22 protein-coding genes are annotated in these 20593 nt (G+C 67.4%); 11 read left to right on the top strand and 11 right to left on the bottom strand.

All coding sequences use genetic code 11. From position 1 onward, the window contains the following. Positions 1-92 precede the first annotated feature (92 nt). A complete protein-coding gene (locus OG587_RS04630) occupies positions 93-1247 on the bottom strand; it encodes a serine hydrolase domain-containing protein (protein WP_329087171.1) in 1155 nt (384 codons plus the stop codon). Between the two features lie 293 nt (positions 1248-1540). Here OG587_RS04630 and OG587_RS04625 point away from each other — a divergent pair, with 293 nt between their 5' ends. After that, positions 1541-2296: a MarR family transcriptional regulator gene (locus tag OG587_RS04625; RefSeq protein ID WP_329087170.1), complete on the top strand. Its 756-nt coding sequence runs from the start codon at positions 1541-1543 to the stop codon at positions 2294-2296. Between the two features lie 218 nt (positions 2297-2514). Here OG587_RS04625 and OG587_RS04620 read toward each other — a convergent pair whose 3' ends face one another. The 3 genes from OG587_RS04620 to OG587_RS04610 all read right to left on the bottom strand — a co-directional run bounded on the left by OG587_RS04620 (position 2515) and on the right by OG587_RS04610 (position 4283). Next, positions 2515-2937 carry a DUF6924 domain-containing protein gene (locus OG587_RS04620; protein WP_329087168.1) on the bottom strand — a complete coding sequence of 141 codons (423 nt, stop codon included), beginning with the start codon at positions 2935-2937 and terminating at the stop codon, positions 2515-2517. A gap of 203 nt (positions 2938-3140) precedes the next feature. Then, positions 3141-3713, bottom strand: coding sequence for a hypothetical protein (locus OG587_RS04615; protein ID WP_329087166.1), 573 nt, complete (start codon positions 3711-3713; stop codon positions 3141-3143). Positions 3714-3722: 9 nt separating this feature from the next. After that, positions 3723-4283: a hypothetical protein gene (locus OG587_RS04610; RefSeq protein WP_329087164.1), complete on the bottom strand. Its 561-nt coding sequence runs from the start codon at positions 4281-4283 to the stop codon at positions 3723-3725. 639 nt (positions 4284-4922) lie between these two features. Here OG587_RS04610 and OG587_RS04605 point away from each other — a divergent pair. Both OG587_RS04605 and OG587_RS04600 read left to right on the top strand, forming a co-directional pair. Then, positions 4923-5426, top strand: a complete 504-nt coding sequence (locus OG587_RS04605) for an inclusion body family protein (RefSeq protein WP_329087162.1) — start codon at positions 4923-4925, stop codon at positions 5424-5426. A gap of 563 nt (positions 5427-5989) precedes the next feature. After that, entirely contained in the window at positions 5990-7279 is a 1290-nt protein-coding gene (locus OG587_RS04600; protein ID WP_329087160.1) for a hypothetical protein, read from the top strand. Between the two features lie 168 nt (positions 7280-7447). Here OG587_RS04600 and OG587_RS04595 read toward each other — a convergent pair whose 3' ends face one another. The 3 genes from OG587_RS04595 to OG587_RS04585 all read right to left on the bottom strand — a co-directional run bounded on the left by OG587_RS04595 (position 7448) and on the right by OG587_RS04585 (position 9535). Then, on the bottom strand, positions 7448-7804 hold the full coding sequence (locus OG587_RS04595) for an acetamidase/formamidase family protein (protein WP_329093732.1): 357 nt from the start codon (positions 7802-7804) through the stop codon (positions 7448-7450). Continuing rightward, complete coding sequence (locus OG587_RS04590; RefSeq protein ID WP_329087159.1) at positions 7755-8738, bottom strand: BtrH N-terminal domain-containing protein; 984 nt, start codon at positions 8736-8738, stop codon at positions 7755-7757. The genes OG587_RS04595 and OG587_RS04590 overlap by 50 nt, the downstream gene beginning before the upstream one ends. Positions 8739-8962: 224 nt before the next feature. After that, the gene (locus OG587_RS04585; protein ID WP_329087157.1) at positions 8963-9535 is read right to left on the bottom strand and encodes a TetR/AcrR family transcriptional regulator; all 573 of its coding nucleotides are present in this window, start codon (positions 9533-9535) and stop codon (positions 8963-8965) included. Positions 9536-9623: 88 nt separating this feature from the next. Between OG587_RS04585 and OG587_RS04580 the strand changes: the two genes are divergently transcribed. From OG587_RS04580 to OG587_RS04565, 4 genes are all read left to right on the top strand, one after another. Next, positions 9624-9995: a DUF4267 domain-containing protein gene (locus OG587_RS04580; protein ID WP_329087156.1), complete on the top strand. Its 372-nt coding sequence runs from the start codon at positions 9624-9626 to the stop codon at positions 9993-9995. A gap of 81 nt (positions 9996-10076) precedes the next feature. Then, on the top strand, positions 10077-10373 hold the full coding sequence (locus OG587_RS04575; RefSeq protein WP_329087154.1) for an ArsR/SmtB family transcription factor: 297 nt from the start codon (positions 10077-10079) through the stop codon (positions 10371-10373). After that, entirely contained in the window at positions 10373-10759 is a 387-nt protein-coding gene (locus OG587_RS04570) for a VOC family protein (protein ID WP_329093731.1), read from the top strand. The genes OG587_RS04575 and OG587_RS04570 overlap by 1 nt, the downstream gene beginning before the upstream one ends. Before the next feature lie 614 nt (positions 10760-11373). Continuing rightward, on the top strand, positions 11374-13524 hold the full coding sequence (locus OG587_RS04565; RefSeq protein WP_329087152.1) for a prolyl oligopeptidase family serine peptidase: 2151 nt from the start codon (positions 11374-11376) through the stop codon (positions 13522-13524). 74 nt (positions 13525-13598) lie between these two features. Here OG587_RS04565 and OG587_RS04560 read toward each other — a convergent pair whose 3' ends face one another. Beyond that, complete coding sequence (locus OG587_RS04560) at positions 13599-13904, bottom strand: putative quinol monooxygenase (RefSeq protein WP_329087151.1); 306 nt, start codon at positions 13902-13904, stop codon at positions 13599-13601. A 156-nt stretch (positions 13905-14060) separates the two neighbouring features. Here OG587_RS04560 and OG587_RS04555 point away from each other — a divergent pair, with 156 nt between their 5' ends. From OG587_RS04555 to OG587_RS04540, 4 genes are all read left to right on the top strand, one after another. Continuing rightward, positions 14061-14963, top strand: coding sequence for an AraC family transcriptional regulator (locus OG587_RS04555; protein WP_329087149.1), 903 nt, complete (start codon positions 14061-14063; stop codon positions 14961-14963). Positions 14964-15079: 116 nt separating this feature from the next. After that, a complete protein-coding gene (locus OG587_RS04550) occupies positions 15080-15853 on the top strand; it encodes an SDR family NAD(P)-dependent oxidoreductase (RefSeq protein ID WP_329087147.1) in 774 nt (257 codons plus the stop codon). A gap of 366 nt (positions 15854-16219) precedes the next feature. After that, on the top strand, positions 16220-16480 hold the full coding sequence (locus OG587_RS04545; RefSeq protein WP_329087145.1) for a type II toxin-antitoxin system Phd/YefM family antitoxin: 261 nt from the start codon (positions 16220-16222) through the stop codon (positions 16478-16480). Then, a complete protein-coding gene (locus OG587_RS04540; protein ID WP_329087143.1) occupies positions 16465-16872 on the top strand; it encodes a PIN domain-containing protein in 408 nt (135 codons plus the stop codon). Before OG587_RS04545 ends, OG587_RS04540 begins: the two co-directional genes overlap by 16 nt. Positions 16873-17216: 344 nt before the next feature. On the opposite strand, the gene OG587_RS04535 is transcribed toward OG587_RS04540, so the two are convergent. The 3 genes from OG587_RS04535 to OG587_RS04525 all read right to left on the bottom strand — a co-directional run bounded on the left by OG587_RS04535 (position 17217) and on the right by OG587_RS04525 (position 20473). Continuing rightward, positions 17217-18188, bottom strand: coding sequence for a hypothetical protein (locus tag OG587_RS04535; protein ID WP_329087141.1), 972 nt, complete (start codon positions 18186-18188; stop codon positions 17217-17219). Positions 18189-18382: 194 nt separating this feature from the next. Beyond that, positions 18383-19282: a helix-turn-helix domain-containing protein gene (locus tag OG587_RS04530; protein WP_329087140.1), complete on the bottom strand. Its 900-nt coding sequence runs from the start codon at positions 19280-19282 to the stop codon at positions 18383-18385. 285 nt (positions 19283-19567) lie between these two features. Further along, entirely contained in the window at positions 19568-20473 is a 906-nt protein-coding gene (locus tag OG587_RS04525) for a TIGR03564 family F420-dependent LLM class oxidoreductase (protein WP_329087139.1), read from the bottom strand. Between the last annotated feature and the right edge of the window lie 120 nt (positions 20474-20593).

Raw genomic sequence — 20593 nt, 5'->3', positions numbered from 1 at the left:
TCGTGGCTGGTGGTCCAGGAGCGGGCGCGGCGCCGGCGTACCCCTTCGGCCTGCAAGATCCGCCGCACCTGCGAGCGCGCCACCACAATGCATTAGGGCTCGGCTGGGCAGAACTCCGCCGCGAGCACGTCGTTGAAGACGCTCAAGCCGCTCCAGTCACCGTTGACCTGGCTGGTGACCATGTGCTTGCCGTCACGGGACCCCATGGCGTACGCCCACGAACCGTAGGTCGCGCCGGCGTTGCCCCAGACCGTGACGCCGCATGACAGCTTCTGCGAGAAGACGCCGAGGCCGTACCGGGTGTCGGGAATCCAGTTCTGGGTCGCGACGGTGGTGAACATCTCCCGCTGCTGGGCGAGCGGCAGCAGGCGTCCGCCCAGCAGCGCGCCGAAGAACCGGTTGAGATCGGAGGTGGTCGAGACGATACCGCCGGCCGCCCAGGCGAAGGACTGGTTCATCTCGGTCGCGTCGTAGATCCTGGGGTTGGCGTCGGGGGAGAACAGCGTGGAGTAGTGCACGGGGTGCGACCCGCGGATCTTCGCCTCGCGGCCCGGGAGGTATGTCCCGGTCAACCCCAGCGGACGGAAGATCTGCCGGGTGAGCTCCTCGCTGTACGTCCTGCCCGTGGCCTTTTCGACGATCATCGCGGCCAGGACGTAGTTGGTGTTGGAGTAACCGAAGCCCTTGCCCGGTTCGAAGTAGGGCGGGTTGGCCAGGGCGACCTGCACCAGTTGCTCGGGGGTGTAGGTGTCGTAGCGGTGCTCGAACCATGCGGCTCCCTGTCCCGTGGCGAAGAACTCCTTGTCATTGCCGTAGTTGAAGATCCCGCTGGTGTGGTTGAGCAACTGCCGGACGGTGATCTCACGGCCGTCGTAGCCGTTGCCCTTGACCAGGCCGGGCAGCCACTTGTCCACCGTGTCGTCGAGGCCCAGCTTGTGTTCGGCCGCCAGTTTCAGGACCACGGTGGCCGTGAACGCCTTGGTGGCGCTCCCGATGCGGAACCGCTCGTGTTGCCGGCGCTTGCGGCCGGTGTTGGTGTCGGCCACGCCCGCCGAGCCGAACCACTCGCCGCTGCCATCGCGAATCTCGGCGACGATGCCGGGAGTACCGCCGGCCACGGCGTGATCAAGAGCACGCTGCACCTCGGCATGACCGGGAGCAGACACCGCCGCCGCGGCAGGGGCCGCCATTGCGGCCCCTGCCGCGGCGATGAGCAGCCCTGCCGTGGCGGGGAGGGACTTGGTCATGTCGATTCCTTTCAGGCGAGGGACATCAGCGCGACACCGACTGCCTCACTCGCGATAGTGCTTGTTCGGTACATGGAAAAAGCTAATTTGCGTTCACAAAAATGTCAAATCTAATCTCAGATTTTTTCTATTTATGCAGGTAATCGCGATGAGATTTGCAATGACTCTATGATCGAACGCAATATGGGTCATCGCTTCTTGCAATGATGTGTTCGCGAACGCAATACTGTCCATCCGCCCCGCGGACGCGTCAAGCGAACTGGGATGACAGAGCAACAGGGGGCGAACACCCGATGCCGGGAGGCAGACTGACCTACCAGGACCGCCGGCGCATTGCCGAGGGGCTGGCCGAAGGACTCACCTACACCGAGATCGCCATGCGCCTGGACCGGCCGATCTCGACCATCAGCCGGGAGGTGATCCGCAATGGTGGAGCCGGCGGCTACCAGGCCGACCGGGCACACCAGGCGACCGAAGGTCGTGCTCGCCGGCGCAAGCCGACCCCGGCCCCGGCGCCACCGGCCGCCACCGACGCACACGGGCGCGACCCCGAGGCGGTCCACGAACTGGAGGAACAGTTCACCGCGATGATGATCGGGACGGGGCTACCGCGCATGACCGCCCGGGTGCTCACCTGCCTGTACCTCACCGACAGCGGCAGTCTTACCGCCGCCGAGCTCGTCCAGCGCCTCCAGGTCAGCCCCGCCTCCATCTCCAAGGCCATCGGCGAACTCGAGCAGCAGGAACTGATCCGGCGGGAACGCGACCCCCGCCGGCGGCGCGACCGGTACGTCGTCGACGACGACGCCTGGTTCCGCGGCTGGCTGGCCAGCGCCAGACAGAACGCCATGCTGGCGGATTTCGCCTGCCAGGGAGCCCGGACCCTCGGCGCCACCACACCCGCCGGCACCCGGCTGCGGGACGTGGGCGAGTTCTTCGAGCACGTCGGTCACCACATGATCCAGGCGGCTGAGCAGTGGCGGCAGGCTCATGCCGCGAGGCGAACGACAGACGGTTGGTACGGCGAAGCGAGGCACAGGAAGCCTTAGGAGACTTCCTGTGCGCGAACCCGACTCACCAACGCGCCCTCAACGCCGACGACACGAGGCCGGAGGCGGTGTGCAGCGAGCGTCGGCTAGGACAACACCAATCGGTTGGTGCTCCAGTGCCGGGATTGGTACTGGTGGAGTCGCGTATTCAACTGTTGCGAGTTGTCGTTCCCTAGGTCCTGCTGGTGACGTTCCGTGTTTCTCGGCGGCGTAGCGGTTCAGCTGTGGAACCCACGGAAGACGCCGTCCGCATCGGCGTTCTCGGCGAACTCGCCGAAGTCCATGTTGCCGATGGAGAGGTTGGCGTGAATCGAGGGGAGCTCGGAGGAGATGACGCGCATCTCCCATTCGGCGCTCAGCTCGATGACCAGGAACGGCATCTCCTGCGAATCGATGGTGACCTTGTCGGCGATGACAAAGAGCGGGTCCTTGTAGCCGTCCGGGAGCAGGGCGAGGAGCTGCTGCGAGGTGAGGCTTTGATAGGCATGGTCCTCGACGACCTTCACCTGGTCCGAGAACTCCTTTGCCCAGCCGTCCTCGTCGATGCCGCCGAGCGAGTCGCGTACGGCCTGCCAGCGTTCCTGGTCAGAGAAGTCGGTACGCACCACGAGCAGAGCGTCGGCTTTGGGTAACATGTCCATCGGACGATCTTCGAGGCAAAGTCGGTGGCTCCGCAAGCTCGCCAACGACCGTATTGTCCGTAGCGGCACATTACTGGTGAGGTCGCTTATCCAACTGTCGCTAATTCTTCCCGGAGCTCTTTTCGGCGGTCACCACGTGTGACCCAGTGAGGAGTCGTCATGTCGTCCGCTGCGCGTGTCGAGATGTCGAGACCGATAGTCGATTACCAGCCGTCCCACCCTCGGCAGCCCCACCAGGAACCCGTCAGATGCCTGAGCCCGTATTCGTAGTCGTCAGCACGCGGTTGACCGTGAGACGCCCACACGAAGCAGCGCGAGCCCCCGATCAGCCACTCGTTGATCTGTAGTTCGACGCCGGTAGGTTCGTTCTCCTCGGCGATAACGTGGCCGCATACCGGAAAGAGTCCTGTCCACGCGCAGACGGGAAGGCCTTGCGTGCCGCCACGGAGGACATCCTGGGCGAAGCGCTCCATGCTGGACTGGGAGAGGGCGAAGCGCGTTTTGAAGGGCAGGTCGGCGTCGGCGGCAGCCCACAGCACCAAGACGATCAGGGGTAAGGGGAGCCAGCCGAGGATTCGGCGCCATACTGCGGTGGCGTCGTGTATCAACGCCACGATGAGGCGGACAGCCCAGTACAACACCAGCGGAACCAGAGCGAAGATTACTACCACGCCTGATTCGGCATAGCTGAAGGGGACGCTCACCCACCAGGCAATGACGAGGGTGGTGATCACGGCAGCAGCGTGGTAGCCCCATCCTGGTGGCTTGTTGATCACGGCGTCACCCTAGCGCTGGGTCGGCCGTGATCTCCAGGGGTGTACCTGCTCCATGGTCTCCTCGGGTCGGCCTTTGGGTAACCAGACGAAGCCGGTATTGCTATGAATAGCCCATTCCTCGGTGCTGAGGGCGGCGCTGCCGGGAAGCACCTCGGCTTCTATGGTCGAATAGGGAGATGCCCAGCACACCCGGTACAGGCCTAGCCATCGGCAGGAGGCATCGATGGTTGTCTCCTCCGTCACCGTCTTGGCGAACGCCTCCATGCTCGGTTTGGAGATCGTGAACCGCACCCAGAATGGGGCGTCGACAACGATTGTGGCTAAAACTACCGCGAGGACGATCCAGGGGAGAAACCAGCGTCGTAAGCGGTCGGAGACCACATCTGCGTCCTTGCGTCCGGCCAGGATGATGCGAACGAGCCAGACCAAGGCCAGTGGGATTACCACGAAGACGGCGAACAGGAACATCTCGATGGTGTACCTATAAGGAGCGCTGGCCCAGTACAGAAGTACGAGCCCTACGGCTGAGACCGCGGTCAGAAACGGCCATCCAGGCGGCTTGGTGATCACGGCGTCACCCTAGCGATCACACCTGCGCTCCTGACAGGTCAGCTTCGCCGGAGGTTGTCCGGCTTCATGGGCGTCCCGCGCCGGGACGGGAAGACCAGGCCGTGTTTCTCCCCAGTGGTCCCAGTGGTCCCAGTGGTCAGAGCGTTCGACGAACCGCTGCTTGCGATGCGCCCGGGGCGCTTCGACATCGGTCCAGAAGTGGAGACACGGCTTGGCGCTTCGCGGACCTCGATCACCCCGGAGTCGGTGCGGTGGTCATGCCCTGATCCCCGCCGGAGGTGCCCCCGCCTGTGGAACCCCAAGTGGCGCCCGCCTGCGTGACCGCCTTCCAATCCGTCATTCTAGTCTCGATATTCATCATGATTCCCATTAGTTGACCGGCTCGACGGTGTATGGCCTGATGCTTAAGGGCACTACGGAACGGCGTTTCCTGCGCTGCCCAAAAGGAAGAAGTGCGGCTCATGGCATCTTTATTGGGCGCCCCGATGAGAACCCCGCCCAAGGATCTTGATTCACAAATCTTGACAATGGTTCACCGGCTCGGCAAGATCTCCAGTGCGGGCGATTTGCAGTCAAGTCGTGATTGCAGGATTCTGGACTAAGGTCTGCCTTTTCGGACACCACAGGGAGAATTTCTGTATGTCGGAGTTCATTAACGTCCTCATCGCCATCGACGCGGAAACCATTCTCGGAAAGTATGGCAAGAACGCCGATCCGAACAGCCCCACGTCGATCCCCGACAGTAGCAGTTTGATCTACATGACGACCCGGCAGAACCAGCTCGGGAGTAGTCCGGGTAGCGAGTTGACGGTCAACGCCTCCCCCATGGACATCATCAGGTGGCGTGAGACGACACTGTCCCTGAACTCCGAGTACACCAGCATCCTCTACAGGTTCAACGCCCTGTCCGGACAGGGTCTGATCAGCACCCCCGTACCGAGGTCGGTGGTCCTCAACGAGCCGCAGCCGAACGGTCAGGACCCGTTGAATCCCACCACCCAGAAAATCAACAGCTACTACTGGGAGTCCGAGGTCTTGGCCACGGGGACGGTCACCTACAACTTCAGTTTCATGATTATCAACCGCAAAGGTGAAAAGCAGGGTTACTACTACTGGGACCCCTACATCAATATTCAGGATTGACGGAGTCGATTCGCCGATCTGTGTCCGGTAATACTTCGCCGTTAGAAAATGAAACACGTTATCGCATGCTGCTCGTCCGTCGGCACAGGGGCACGGCACACCTGCGTCGCCCTTCGGAGAGCCTGCTTGAGCCGTGTTCGGCGAGGATTTGCCCGCACGGTTTTGAGGGCCCGCCGCAGCAATGCGGCGGGCCTACCTGTGCTTGTCACGCGGAGCGGAGGCGCCCTTCACGCCGGCCTGGCACCGTTCGCACATCGCTCGGGAATCTCTCGCCTTTCCCATTCGAGGGAGCGGGTGCCGACGCGACCTACATCGATGTCATCCGCGCGATCTTCGAGGAGCACGGGGTGGACCTCGTGCTGAGGTGATCCTCTGTCGCCCGGATGTTCACCATCTCGCGGGCCGATCCGGGATCGCCGTCCAGAGGACAGGCGTCGAGGTTCGGTTGATTCGAGGTAGTCCGGATACCTCACCCGTCTCGCCGCCTGTCCTGCCCGGCCCGGTCCTCTCGCGGTGAGCGGATCGTCGGCCCGCGCCGTCCTCCACGAGAAGGAGTCGTGACCATGACCATGCTGACCTACACCGTCCTCACCGACCCGGAGCCCCTGGAGGCGTCGGCATCCGGGCGGTCCCCGTCCACGGGGACGGTGTACCTGCTCGTCACCAACACCGGGCCGCAGACGGCGTACTGGTCCACGATCACGGTGGAGGTGCCCGTCGGCAACGGCGCCGGTGATCTCACCTCCGACTTCAGCACGATCAGTCCCAGGGGTGAGTACGGCACGCGGTCGGGCGCCCTGTCGCCGGTGAACGTCCAGCCGGGGTCAGGGGGTTCCAACTCCTTCCAGGTCACCGCCTCCGGCGGCAGAGCCTCTTTCGTCTCCGGTGACCACCTGGTGCTGACGTTGGAGAACGTCACCGTCACCGCTGCCGCCGGGCTGGCCGTGCTGAGGGTGACCGAGCACACCGGCAGAACCAGGACCGGGCGCCTGACCGACGGCTTCGCGGCGGTGGCGCTGGTGAAGACCGCTCCGAAGGAGATCCCGGCGCCGCGCGACTTCCGCCCGGACAACGCCATGGTGGACGCCGGAACAACGATCACGCTGAGCTGGGAGGGGTCCGACGACTTCGAGTACAGGATCCTGTTCCCGGGTGGGCAGGAGACCGTCCCCCAGGGGGCGCGCTCCTGGTCACCGGCCGCGGCCCCGAGTCGGGCCACCACCTACACCCTCGCCGCCGCGTCCCGCAGCACGCCCGGACGGGAGCACTTCCTCACCACGACCGTTCAGGTGCGCAATCCCGTCCTGGAAACCCTCACCGTCACCACCGGTGTCACCACCCCGTGGGTGCGAGGGGCGAACGGCGGTGACGGGACCATCACCTTCTCCCCGGGCGCGGTGAACGTGTGGAGCGCGTTCGGCTCCCAGGAACGAGGGGCGGTGTTCGCCGGAAAGGCCGACCTCGCCGGGGTGAACACCGAATGGGTGCAGGGGAGGAGCACCGATGACGGATGGATCAGTTTCCCCAAGGAGGGGGTGAACGTGCGCAATGGAAGCGGAGCGTGGGGAACCGTGTTCGCCGAGAAGGCCGACCTCACCGGGGTGAACACCCGCTGGGTGCAGGGAAGGAGCACCGAGGACGGATGGATCAGCTTCCCCAGGTTCGGGATCCAGGTATCCCGGGGCGGGACGGACAGTGCCAAGGACGGCGTCGTGTACACGGAGAACGTCTACGCGAACGACAGGGACGACAGCTCGTTCGTCAACCTCCACAACCAGGGGATAACCGTGTACTCGCCCAACGGGAGGAACCGGATCGGGAGCGTGACGGCCCGCATCGACGGGCAGCCGTGAGCGAGGTGTGAGGCGCGGGCGCGCGGATCGCCGCACCCGGCGCCGAGGCCCGCGCGTCCGCACTCCGGGTGTTCCCGCGGTTCCCACGCGTCCGCGGTCACCTGAGCCGTTGAGCTGCGTAAATGCCTGCTCCTACGTCCTGGGGGCCGACAGGGCGGGCAGCGGTTCTCAGTCGAAACCGGCGTGCGGTGCGCCGGCGCCTTCTGGCACGCGGAGCGGACCGGACGCGCCGGGACGGACGTCGAAGTCGAAGATCGCGGCTGGCAGGTAGACGGTGGCGCAGGAGTTGGGGATGTCCACCACCCCCGACAGCCGGCCCTCGATCGGCGCGGCGCCGAGCAGCAGATATGCCTGCTCGGGGCTGTAGTCGAACGCCGTCAGGTAGTCGATCGCGTGCAGGCAGGCACGCTGGTAGGTCGGCGCCAGTGCCACTCGGGCCGTACGGTCGGCTTTCCTTTGAGCTGTAACTGATGAGCTACAGCCGACGCAGCGCCTGCATGGCGTTCTTCTCGATGCGCGAAAGATCGCGGAGGATGACGCCGGCCTGTTCGAGGTACCCCGCGTCGCCGCTCTCCCCAGCCTTCGCGATCAAGGTGGACACGTCCGTCCACAGGGCGGCTGCCTCGGTGTACAGCCTGTGACCGGCGCGGAGGTTGCCGTCGTCGATCAGCCGGGTGCACTCGTCGAGGAAGTCACGATAGAGGGCGCGAAACAGGGCGCCGCCGGTGCCGCCCTTTTCCATGAGGAGAGCGGCCTGCGGCAGGTCCTGCTGCGGCTCGCCGGTGCGTAGCAGCCATCTGGGCACCTGTTCGCCGGCTTTCTCGATGCCTCGGTGGCCCAGGTTCGCGATGGGAGCGGCGAGGAAGGCGTCGGCGCAGTCTTTGATGGCGGGGATGATCTGGTCCTGCCAGGAAGGCGGGTGAGCCGGCAGGGTGATGGTGAAGGATCGGTTCCTGGCGGTCATCGGGCCGCGTTCGGCGCGTGCGGTGGCGAGGCCGGCCAGGCTGGTGCGCACCGCTCCTCCCTGCTGCTCGGTGTCCACAAGGTAGGCGTCGTGCTCGTCGTAGCCGTACATGGCGACGACATGACCGCCGAAGTGCACCTTGGAGCGGAAATAGTCCAGGTGGTAGCAGTCGAGCTGAAGGCCGACCGGCCGACCGGCGTCGATGGGGGCGGCCACGTTCTCCCACGCCTTGCGCGGTGAGGTGGTCTCCTCGGCCACTAACGTCAGTCCCAGCCTGGCGGCCAGCTTCCTGGTGAGGTCGAAAGGCTTGACGCGGCCTCCGAGAAAGGGGAACGCCATGTTCTTGCTGTCCCAATAGATGAAGGACAGGCCCGCGCCCAGCCCGAACAGCATGGGCTCGGGCAGATCAAGTCCCTCATGCCGCAACAACACCCCCAGCGCCGTCGTCTCGCAGTGGTGCATGCCGCGGGTCTCGATGTCCTTCACGATGGTCATGCGTCGCTCTCCTCAGGATGACGCGGCGAACGGTCACACCGTCCCCGTCCCTGACACCTTCATGATCAACCACTGGGAGTAGCGTGAGGCCTCCCACAGTGGGAGAGTCCAGCCGAGACCGGACTCACCCTCGACCGGGCTTGATCCGCGTTGACGGACAGCGGGAGCGGGCGGTGTCGCCATGGCGACGGTCGCGTGGGGGAGAGGACGCATGGGTGAGCGGGTCAGCGCGAGAAGCGGTTGACCAGCAGCTCCAGGCGCCGCTCGTGGTCCTCGCGCCGGAGCCTGCCGTTGCGCATGAGCGTGAGGAGCCCGTGCAGCCCGCTCCAGAAGGTCTCGGTGAACGTCTCCAGGTCGTCGTCCCCCGCGTGCGGCCGCAGGGGCTCGCACAGCTCGGCGAAGGCCTCCCGCAGGGCGGCCGGGGTTTCGGGACTGGCGAACGTCAGGTCGACGGTGTGTGTGAACATCGCGTCGTACAGTGCGGATCGCTGCTCGGCGAATGCCATGTACGCCGCGGCGACGTCGGCGATGGCCTGTCGCGGGTCGGTCGCCGATGCGCGGGCCGCGCGCAGTTCGGCGGCGAGGTCGGCGAAGCCCTCCATCGCGACCGCCGCCATGATGGCGTCCTTGCCCTTGAAGTGGCTGTAGAGGACCGGCTGGCTGTACTCGATCTCCTCGGCGAGCCGCCGCGTGGTCACCGCGTCCCAGCCTTCTGATTCGGCCAGCTCTCGCGCGGCCGTGATGATCAGCCGCTCTCGCTCTGCTCGCTCGCGCTGCCGGCGCGTCTGGATCGACATGACCGAGATTCTAGCATCACTAGAATTTATTTCGCGGCTATGTTAGCGTCGCCCCTGATTCTAGCGGTGCTAGGGAAAGGAAGAGGTCATGCTCACCTCCGTCGCCTACGGTCTGGCCATCCTGCTCAACCTCCTCATCATCTTCATCGGCGTCCGATTCCTGGTGGTGCCCCACGCCGCGGCCGCCGGCTACGGCGTCCCTGCCAAGAAGGACGGAGACGCCGCCTACCTGACCATCAAGGGCCTGCGTGACTTCAGCTACGGCATCCTCGGCCTCGCCCTGCTCGCCTTCGCGGGTGCCCACGCCGAAGCCTGGTTCATGCTCGTCGTCGCCCTCGCCCCCCTCGGCGACACCGTCATCGTCCTGCGGCACGGCGGCACCAAGGCGGTTGCGTTCGGCATCCACTTCGCCACTGCCGTGGTCGTGCTCATCAGCGCCGCCCTCCTGTTCGCCGTCTGAAGGTCGGAGTGCGATGAGCGAAGGCCCATGCGGCCTTCCTCCCCTTGACAGGCAAGTGGATACTTGCCTATAACTGTGCACGTGGACGTAGACCCTGACCTGTTCAAGGCCATCGGTGACACGACGCGACGCATCATTTTGGACGAGCTGACCGACAGGGACGGTCAGACGCTGTTTGAGATCTGCGGCCGACTGACCATGAAGCATGGCCTGGCCTCCTCGCGCCAGGCCATCTCGCAGCACCTCGCGGTGCTCGAACAGGCCGGCCTGGTGCACACCCGGCGGCAGGGCCGGTACAAGTTCCACCACATCGACACGAGCCCGCTGCGCTCGATCGTCGAGCGGTGGCCCATCGACCGAGAGGAACCGAACCCGTGATCCGCATCAACATCACCAGCGTGCTCGTCGACGACCAGGCCAAGGCGCTGGCCTTCTACACCGAGAAGCTGGGGTTCATCAAGAAGACCGACGAGCCCGTGGGTGAGGCCCGATGGCTCACCGTGGTCTCCCCCGCCAACCAGGACGGTGTCGAGCTGCTGCTGGAGCCGGACGGCCACCCGGCGGCGGGCCCGTTCAAGAAAGCCCTGGTCACCGACGGCATCCCCTTCACCCAGTTCGCCGTCGACGACGTGTACGCCGAGGTCGAGCGGCTCAAGGGGCTGGGCGTCGAGTTCACCCAGGACGCGACCGATTTCGGCCCGGTGGTCACCGCCGTCTTCGACGACACCTGCGGCAACCTGATCCAGATCGCCGCCATGAAGTAGCCGCTCACCCCCGCCGGCGAACATCGGGCCAGACGGTCATGCGCGGCTGCGCGATCGGCGTGCCGCGACTGTTCGGCCGCACCGGCATCGCCGAGGGAACCCGCTGAGCCCGCCGGTTTCGGCGACCCGTTGATTGCGCTCGACATCCCGATGTGAGGGCTCCGTCAGACCTGGGACCCATCTCGGAGGGCTCCGAATTACTTTCGAGGAAAATAGATCTTCGCGCGGCATACCGATATGCCTTCTTCTCTTGCGTGAAACTTTAGCGGGAGAACAGCAGGTATGGCCGGTTGGCCCTCCGGCCCGCATGGGCCGAGAATCCGGGGGGATTGGCGCTCGCTGTCGAGAGAATGCCGGTGTTTATCGATCGCGGGCACGGGGATAGCTGTTGTGTAATCGCCCATTTCGGGCGAATCAACAAATCCGGGAGGCTGACATGAACGGATACCTACCGTATCGTGACTCCACTCCGGCGGCCCGTATCGGGACCGTGCGCGGCTGGCAGGCGGATATTCTTCGCGGCGAGTCGTAGCTGAGTAATAGGGGTACTGCGGTTGCGTGCAGGCCGCAGTGCCTCCACCTGTGGCGGGCGGGGCGACGCATAGGGGGCGTTCATGGCGCGGTTTTTCTACCCTGCCGCCTGGCGCGGCGATGTGGTGGAGAATCTGTTCGGACTCCCGATCTCCGATCCCTATCGATGGCTGGAAGACAGCGACGACGCGCGGGTGCGGGACTGGACGGCGGCCCAGGACCGTCTCTTCCGCGCTTGTCGCGCCGGATGGCGTGAGAGGCGATCGTGGGCCTCCCTGGTGGATCAGGTGTCATCCTCCGGCGTGTCGGAGCCCCCGATGGCGCGTGGTCCGGTCATATTCCTCGCCGAGCAGCTCCGTGGGGATGAGCAGCGGCGACTGCTCGTCGTTGACGCCGAGGGGAACAGGCGGGTGCTGGTCGATCCGATGGAGATCGATCCGTCCGGCCGTACCGGGCTGTACGCCTGGTGGCCGTCGCGCGAGGGCGAACGCGTGGCTGTCCAGATGGAGGTCGCCGAGCAGCCCGGCAGCGACATCACGGTGCTGGACGTGCGTACCGGTGAGACGGTGGGCGGGCCGTTGCCACGCGCCCGCAACACCTCGCTCGCCTGGCTGCCGGGAGGGGACGCGTTCTACTACGTCAGCCGGGTTCCCGACGAGGAACTGGCCCCCGACGACATGCGTCTGCAGCGGCGGGTGAGGTTGCATCGGATCGGTTCACCCTGGCAGGCCGACACGGTGGTGTTCGGCGGCGACGACGCCCCGGACCACTACTACGGGCTCACGGTCAGCGCCGACGGCCGCCATCTGGCGATCACCGCGACGGTCGGTCCCGCCTCGCACAACGATGTGTACGTGGCCGAGCTCATCGATCCGGAAGCCCCGCGTCTTATCAAGATCGTGGACGGGCACACCACGGGTGCCCGTGTCCTCCCACGCTTCCTCGCGGACGGCGACCTGCTGCTGGTCACCGACTACCAGGCCCCGTGTGGCCGCATCTGTGTGGCGGACCGGCACGATACCGACCCGGCCGCCTGGCGAGTGTTGGTGGCCGAGGACCCCCAGGCCCCCCTGGACGAGTGTCTGGTCCTGGACGACCCGGCACTTCCGCGACCCCTCCTGCTGGTGGCACGCACCCGCCACGGCACCTCCGTCCTGACGATGCACGACCTGGCCACTGGCCGGCCGCTCACCGATCCGCCCCTTCCTGGCGCGGGCGTCGTGTCATCCCTGCGCACGAACATCCCACACGGACATCACGCATGGTTCAGCTACTGCGACGCGACCACGCCTCCCACCGTCTATCGCTACGACGCCATCGGCGGGCAGACGGAACAGGAAACCTGCGCCACGACAGCCGGGCATACTCCAGAGATCCGCAGCCGGAGTGTCCGCTATCACGCCGGCGACGGTACCGAGATCACGCTGTTCCTCTTCACTCCGGCCGAAGAGCATCAGAGCCCCCGCCCCACCCTCCTCTACGGCTACGGCAGCTTCGGCATGCCGATGCGCCCGTGGTTCTCCCCCATGGCGGCCGCGTGGGTCGGCGCCGGCGGCACCTACGCGGTCGCCTGCGTACGCGGAGGCGGAGAAGAAGGCCAGCATTGGCACGACGCCGGCCGCGGACCACACAAACACCGCGCGGTCAGCGACCTCAACGACGCCGCGACCTGGCTCATCGACACCGGTCGAACCACCCGCGAGCAGCTGGCGATCCATGGCCAGTCCGCCGGCGGACTACTGGTCACCGCCGCCGCCACCCAGCGACCGGACCTGTACGCCGCGGTCATCGCCGAAGGCCCGCTCTGTGACATGGTGCGTTACGAACGCTTCGGCCTGGGATGCACATGGACGGACGAATTCGGTACCGTCTCCCAGCCCGAACACCTCCGATGGCTGCTTGGATACTCCCCGTACCACAACGTCACGCCCGGAGGTTCCTATCCCGCGTTCCTCCTCACCGGTGCGGTGACCGATCTGCAGACCGGAGAGGCCCACGTCACCAAGATGTGCGCGGCCCTTCAACACGCCACCGGCGGTGACCGGCCGATCCTCATGCGTCGAGAACCCGACACCGCCCACGCCGCCTTCCCCGCGAGCAAGGAACGCGCCCTGATCGCGGACATCCTGACCTTCGCTGGAAAATACACCGGCCTGTCACCGGAGAAGACGACCATGCGTCTTCACGAGACCGTCGCGGAACCACACCGGGATGGGCTCGTCCGCGAACCCTGATCGGGTGCGGGCTGGAGCGGCAGCGGACGTGATCATCGGTTTCTGAGGCGGCGCCTACGTGCCGGAAGCCGAGTTCAGAAGGCGGCCTTACCGCCGACCGGCACCTCGTCGAGGTAGCGGGACTCGCCGGCCAGCAGCGGCTGGAGCTTCGCGACCAGCGCCTGCGCCTCCTCGGTCGCGAAGAACCCGGCGTGGGCCTCCTGGCTGGTCCAGCCCTCGGTGACGTAGACGGTGTCCCGGTCGCCGGCCGAGCGGCCGACCAGGAAGACGACGCAGTCCTCGTTGGACAGGGACGGCGCGTCGAGCAGGAACTCGACCAGCTCGTCGCCCTTTCCGGGCTGCGCGGTCATGGTGGCGTGAAAACCGTGGCCGACGTGCATGGGGGATCTCCTCGTTCGTGGAGCTTTTGTGCGCTCCTGGGATTTCGATAGGTCCATGAAATCAGTACTGCCAGCGGAAACGTTAGAAGGATGCTCCCTCCCTCTTGCCTATTCCTCTCGTTACCAGGAGTATCGGGTTCGTGCTTCAATCGGGTCATGGACCTTGATGAGCTGCGTACCCTGCTCGCTCGCCATGCCCGGCCCGACATGACCACCGCCATCGACGGTGTCCTGGTCTCGAAGGTCGAGCAGCCGACTCCGCCGTCGTCCTCGATGTCCGGCACGGTGCTGGCACTCATCGCGCAGGGCGCGAAACGGATCGCGCTGGGCGACCGCGTGTACGAGTACCGCGCCGGGCAGTATCTCCTCGCCTCGGTCGACATGCCGATCACCGGCCACTTCACCGAGGCAAGCCCAGAGCGGCCGGCGATGGGCTTCGGCCTGGTCCTGCACCCGGCCACCGTCGCCGAGCTGTTGCTGCAGGCGGCCCCCGGAGACCTTCCACCCACCGGCGGCACGCCGTCCGGCATGGCCGTCAGTGACGCGCCCGACGCGCTCGTCGACGCGGTGATCAGGCTGCTGCGGCTGCTCGACCAGCCACGCGACATGGCGGTGCTCGCGCCGCTGATCAAGAGGGAGATCCTCTGGCGGGTCATCACCGGCGAACAGGGCGCCGTCGTACGCCAGCTCGGTCTCGCCGACAGCGGCCTCACCCATATCGCCCGAGCGGTCCGGTGGATCCGCGACCACTACGCGCAGTCCTTCCGCGTCGAGGACGTGGCGCAGCTGTCCGGTATGAGCGCGTCCGCCTTCTACCGCAACTTCCAGGCGGTCACCGCGATGAGCCCCATCCAGTTCCAGAAGCAGATCCGGCTGCAGGAGGCCAGGCTCCTGCTCGCCACCCATCCCAACGACGTCACCGGCGTCGGCTACAGCGTCGGCTACGACAGCCCGTCGCAGTTCAGCCGCGAGTACCGCCGCCAGTTCGGCGCATCACCGAGCGAGGACGCCGCCCGCCTGCGCGGGTCGACGCCGCGCACCGCCCCCGCCCTGGTGTGACAGCCGTTCGAAGAACCGGGGCGGATCGTGAGGGGGATGATGGGCCGGGCGTTCGGTCATGACGGCGGCCCGTCCGTCATCGGTGGTAATTTGCGATCTCGGCGAAGGGGGTGGATGTGGGGCGTTCCTACGTCGTGACGGGAGGCGGTCAGGGCATCGGCCGCGCACTCGTCGAGCGGCTTCTCGGAAACGCGGACAGCGTCGTCGTCATCGAGCTCGACCCCGCGGCGCTCGCGTGGACCCACGACCACCCGGCCGGTTCCCGGGTGATCGCCGTGGTCGGCGACGCCGCCGACGAGGCCGTCACGGAGCGAGCCGCCGATCTGGCGCAGGCCGCGGGCAGGCTCACCGGCTGGGTGAACAATGCCGCGGTGTTCCGCGACGCCTCGTTGCACGCGGTGCCGGCCCGCGAGATCCTGGATCTCATCGCGCTGAACCTCAACCCCGCCGTCGTCGGGTGTGCCACGGCGATCCGTCGCTTCCTGGCGGCGGGCCAGGGCGGTGCGATCGTCAACGTCTCCTCGCACCAGGCCCAGCGGGCCGTTCGCGGAGCCCTGCCGTACGTGACGGCCAAGGCGGCCACCGAAGGACTGACCCGCGCGCTGGCCGTCGACTACGGGCCGCTGGGCATCCGCGTCAACACCGTCGCGCTGGGTTCGATCGGCACCGAACGCTACGAGGCCTTCCTCGGCCGGCAGGAACCCGCGACGGCCGGGCGGATCCAGGACGAGATGCGCCTGCTCCATCCTCTGGGCAGGGTGGGACGTCCTGAGGAGGTGGCGGGCGCCGTCGCGTATCTGCTGTCGGACGACGCGAGCTTCGTCAACGGGGTGGTCATGCCTGTCGACGGCGGACGGTCGGTGCTCGCGCGCGATCCCGAAGAGACGTGACGGCCGGCTGGCCTGGCTGGTCGCCCGCGGGGGAACGGCGGCGGTCCACCTGCGGGCGGCCGGTGCCGGGATCGCCGCCGTCACGCTGGAATTCCTGCTCGGACGGGTTCAGGCGCTGCTGATTCCGTGTCCGGGACGCCAGGAGGGCGCCGGGATCTCCCGGGAGGTGCTCGGCATGTCGTTCGTCCCCATTGTGATCAAGATCTCCGGATGGAGATGCGACACCCACGAGCTGCGCGCGAAGATCTTCGAGCAGGTCAGGCTCCTGGAGCCGTGACGCCGACTTAGAGTCCGGCTCCGAGTCCGGCTCCCGTGCCGGTCACCCAATCGATGTTGCCCCCGCCGAAAATCAGATAGTCTGATTTTATGAAGGTGATGACTGCCACTGAGGCGTCCCGGAGCTTCGCGGTCGTTCTGGATGAGGCTGAGCGGGGGGAGACGATCGTGGTTACTCGTGGGGGTAAGCGGATCGCGGTGATCGGGCCCGCGCCTACGGCGCCGGGGCGTATGGTCAAAGCTTTCCTGGCCAGAGCCGCGGGGACGCTGGACGCCGATTTCGAGGTCGATGTCACAGCGGCCCGGGAGGTGGTCGACGACGAGATGAGGAGCACGTGGCCCGACGCCTGATTCTGGACACCGGCGTGCTGATCGCGGCGGAGCGGGGCAGGGCCTCCGTGGACGCGGTGATCGGAGATGCCGACGACGTGGCGGTCGCTGCGATCACCGTGGCTGAGCTGCTCGTCGGTGTGGAACTGGCGGATGCGGCGCGCCGTCCTGGGCGACAGGCCTTCGTGGATGAGGTTCTGGCGTTGATTCCGGTTGAGGAGTACACGGTGGACGTTGCCAGGGTTCACGCTCGTCTCCTGGCGCATGTGCGTCGGTCGGGAAAAACGCGGGGAGCGTACGATCTGCTGATCGCCGCGACGGCGGCCGCCACCGCGAGAATCGTGATCACGATGGATTCGTCCGCCGGATTCGATGACCTGCCCGGGGTCCGGGCGCAGGTCGTTCCCCGCTGAACGTGGACGGCGGCCTTGACGGCGAGGTTCACCGTGGCCCCTCTCGGCTCCCACGGAGGGTGGGCGGGGTGATCGCCGCGTTCGAAAAGCGGAGGGTCGGTGGCTCGCTCCTACCCTGACCGCGCATCCCCTGAACAGCCTGAACGCCCCGATATGGGTATCGGGGCGTTCAGGGGACGGCGGATTCACTCGGGTGCGTCACTGAGTTCGCGGAGGGCTGGGCGCCTGTCCCGGGTCATGCCGACCGGTCCGTGCGTCGCCTCGCTCCGTCCTGCTTCGTCTCGATGCCGCCGACAGTGACGTCGCTCATGATGTGTGTTCCGGTATTCGTGCCGCGCCGGGGCTCACGGGTGCTTGGGCAGGCGTGCGCGCAGCAGGTTGGGGTCGGTGGTCGTGGTGTAGGCGGCGCTGAGCACGTACACGTCGTTGCCGCGCAGCGCGACGGAGGTGGGGTTCTGGAGTCCGTCGGTGGAGTCCAGAACGGTGGTGCTGGTGCCGTCAGGCTGGATACGCACGACCGCGTTGGGACCGTTGAGGGCGGCGAGGATCTCGTCGCCGCGGCCGGTGAAGGTGAAATCGTCGATACCGACCATGCCTGACGCCTTGACCTGCGGCGCTCCCGCCCGGTTTCCGGGGCGGATCGGAATGCGCAGGAGGGTGCCCCGATCGAGGTTGGTCACCCACAGCGCGCCACCGCGTACCTTCGCGCCGTTGGCTCCGAGGAAGCCGGTCGAGGCGAGTTCGGGGGCGGTGGACCACGCGGTGGGGGTGCCGCCGGTGACGGGGACGGTCCACACCGTGCCGAGCACCGAGTCGGTGATGTAGAGCTGTTTGCCGCGCCCGTCCAGTGCCAGCCCGTTGGGCAGGCCGCCCGCGGGCAGCGCGGCGATGCGCCGCGGGGTCTGCCCGTGGCGCATCCGCCACAGCCCCGTCAGGTCGGCCGTGCCGGTCGCGTACAGCACGTACACGGTGCCGTCCGAGGCGTGGACGATGCCGGTGGCCAGGGGGAAACCGAGTACCGGCGTGTTGACCCCGCCGTCGGCGGGTGCGGGCAGCGTCGCCAGGATGCGTGTCTTGCCCCGGGGGGTGACCTGGGCCACCTGGCGGCTGGCGGCGAAGGTGATGTTCGCCGTGCCGTCGGGCAGCAGGGCGATGTTCTCCGGCATCTGGCCCGCGGACAGGTCGAAGTGGGTGGCGACCCGCACGTCCGTCAGCGGGCCCTTGGCGGACGTCGCGCCGGCCGGCGCGGTCGCCGTCAGGGCGGCCGAGGCCATCAGAACGGCCGACATGGTGATCTTGATGCTTTGCTTTGACATGGTTCCTTCACTGTTTTCCGGCATGCGGCAGCCGCGGTGCGGCGCCGTGGTCGAGGGGGCGCCTCGCAGGGAGGTCGCGATCGTGTCGCCGACCGGCAGGCGTGGGAGCGGCCGGCGGCAGGGGGTGGCCCGGCAGGGGACGCCGCGGCGGATACGTACTCGCCCGGTGTCCTCGGCCGACGAAGGGGCTCGGGTCAGGTGGTGCGGGTCTCGGCGCCGTGGCGCGGCCGGGTCGCCTCCCGCGGTGCGGTGACATGGGAGAGCAGAGTCAGGGCCGTCGCGGAGGGGGAGCCGGGATCGGCCGTGGCCACCACCAGAGCCGGGCCGTTCCCCTGCGGGCTCTGCAACGTCTGCTGGGTGACCGTCAGTGTCCCGACCAGGGGGTGGCGCATCTCGTAGTCGGCGACGTCGCAGGCCAGGACCCGGTGATCGGCCCACATCGCGGCGAACTCCGGACTGCGCATGGTCAGCTCGCCGATCAGCCCGGCCAGCAGTGGATCGTCCGGGTATCGCCCAGCCGTCAGGCGCAGGTTGCCCACCACGGCCCTGGCCTTGGCAGGCCAGTCGGCGTACAGGTCACGGGTGTGCGCGTCGAGGAACACCAGCCTGGTCATGTTCGGCCGTCGGCCCGGGACGTCGGGGCCGTCCGGGTCGAGATGGCCGGCGAACAGCCCGTGCCCCTGGCGGTTCCAGGCCAGGACATCGCCGCGGCGGCCGATCACGACGGCGGGTGTGCTCCCGAAGGCCGCGAGTAGAGCGCTGGTCGCCGGGGTAACACGTTCGGTACGCGGCCGGCCCGCGAGTCCGTCCCGTCTCGGTGCGCGGGCCAGGGCATGCAGGTGGGCACGCTCGGACTCGTCCAGTCGCAGGGCGTTCGCTATGGCGTCGAGCACCTCGCGCGAGGCGTTGTGTGACTGGCCCTGCTCCAGGCGGGTGTAGTAGGGGGCGCTGATGCCCGCGAGCATCGCGAGCTCCTCCCGCCGCAGCCCGGGTACCCGGCGCCGCTCGCCGTAGGTCCGCAGCCCGACGTCCTCGGGCCGCAGCTGGCCCCGGCGTGTCTGCAGGAAGTCGGCGAGGTGGCCGTGCTTGTTCATGGAACCGAGTATGCGCGCGGCCGGCGATTCGCGCCTCACCCCGTCGGGGTAGGGATCCGCGGGGTCTGGCTCACCCGCGTCCCTTCTCGTCGCCTCCGGGAGAGTCCATGAGCGCCACCTCCGCCCCCTCCGAGCCACGGAAACCGCCTCGCCGGGCTCGCCCTGACCTCCTTCGCCTTCGCCCGGCGGCTCTGGGCCGACACGACACCGGACTCCGTCCACCGCCTCGTCGGCGACGTGTCACTGATCGAGACGTTGGAGTCCGGGTGCCGGCGAGGCGGAGCTCTAACCGCGATGTCTCCTCGCGAGATCGGCTGACAACGCGACCGTGCGGCCCTGGTCCTCGGGAAGCCCGACGGGGAAGATGATCAGTTCGGTCGCCCCCGCGTCGGCGAAACGGCCCACCGCCTTCTCGACGGCGGCCTCGTCACCGGCGACCAGGGTGTCCGCCGGGCCCGCGGAGCCCTGCCGGTCGAGCAGAGCGCGGAAAGTGGGCAGTGTCGCGGCCTGGCGGAAGCCCGCGTCGACGCGTTCACGTGTTCCGTCCACGTCGGAGGTCACGGACGCGAGCAGCCCGACGACGATGCGCGGCGCCGCTCGCCCCGCCGCCGCGGTGGTGACGGTCGGCACCACGACCTCGTCGAGGAACCGGGGCGTCGTCCACATCGTGAGCGCGCCATCCGCCTGCTCGCCCGCGAGGGCCAGCATGCGGGGCCCGTTCGCGGCGAGCAGGAGAGACGGCGGAGTCACGCCCGGCGCGGCGACCCCGCCGACCGCGGTGACCACCTGGCCGCGGACCTCCACCTCCTCGCCCCGCAGGACCCGGCCGAGAACGTCCAGAATCTCCCGTGTGTGCTGTACGGGGGGCTGCCAGGTCAGTCCGTACCGGCCCTCGACGACCGGGGCGTGGCTCGGCCCGACGCCGAGCGTCAGCCGCCCGCCGGTGGCGGCGTGCGTGGTCAGCGCCTGGGCGGCGAGGGCGAGGGGATGCCGCGGGTAGGTCCCCACGACGGACGTGGCCACCTCGATGCCCGGTGCGCGGTCGCCCAGCGCGGCGAACACCGTCAGCGGATCCCATCCGCCGTGCTCGCCGAGCCAGAAACGTGAGAAACCGTCCGCCGCCGCGCGCTCGATCTCGGTCAGGAGCTCCGGGATGGGCGCGGCGCCGTAGCTCGACAGTCCGATGTCCATCGGTCAGCTCCTCGTGCCCGCTCGGTCGGGACGACGGCCGGACGGTCTCTCCGGCGATGAGCGACCGCGGTCGGAAGGTGGGACCGGGGCGACCGCCGCGGCCGGCTGTCCGGTAACGAG

This window comes from Streptosporangium sp. NBC_01469 (assembly GCF_036227305.1).
Taxonomy (GTDB): Bacteria; Actinomycetota; Actinomycetes; order Streptosporangiales; family Streptosporangiaceae; genus Streptosporangium.
Note: the sequence above shows the minus strand (reverse complement) of the source record. Positions and strands in the feature narration are given on the sequence as shown.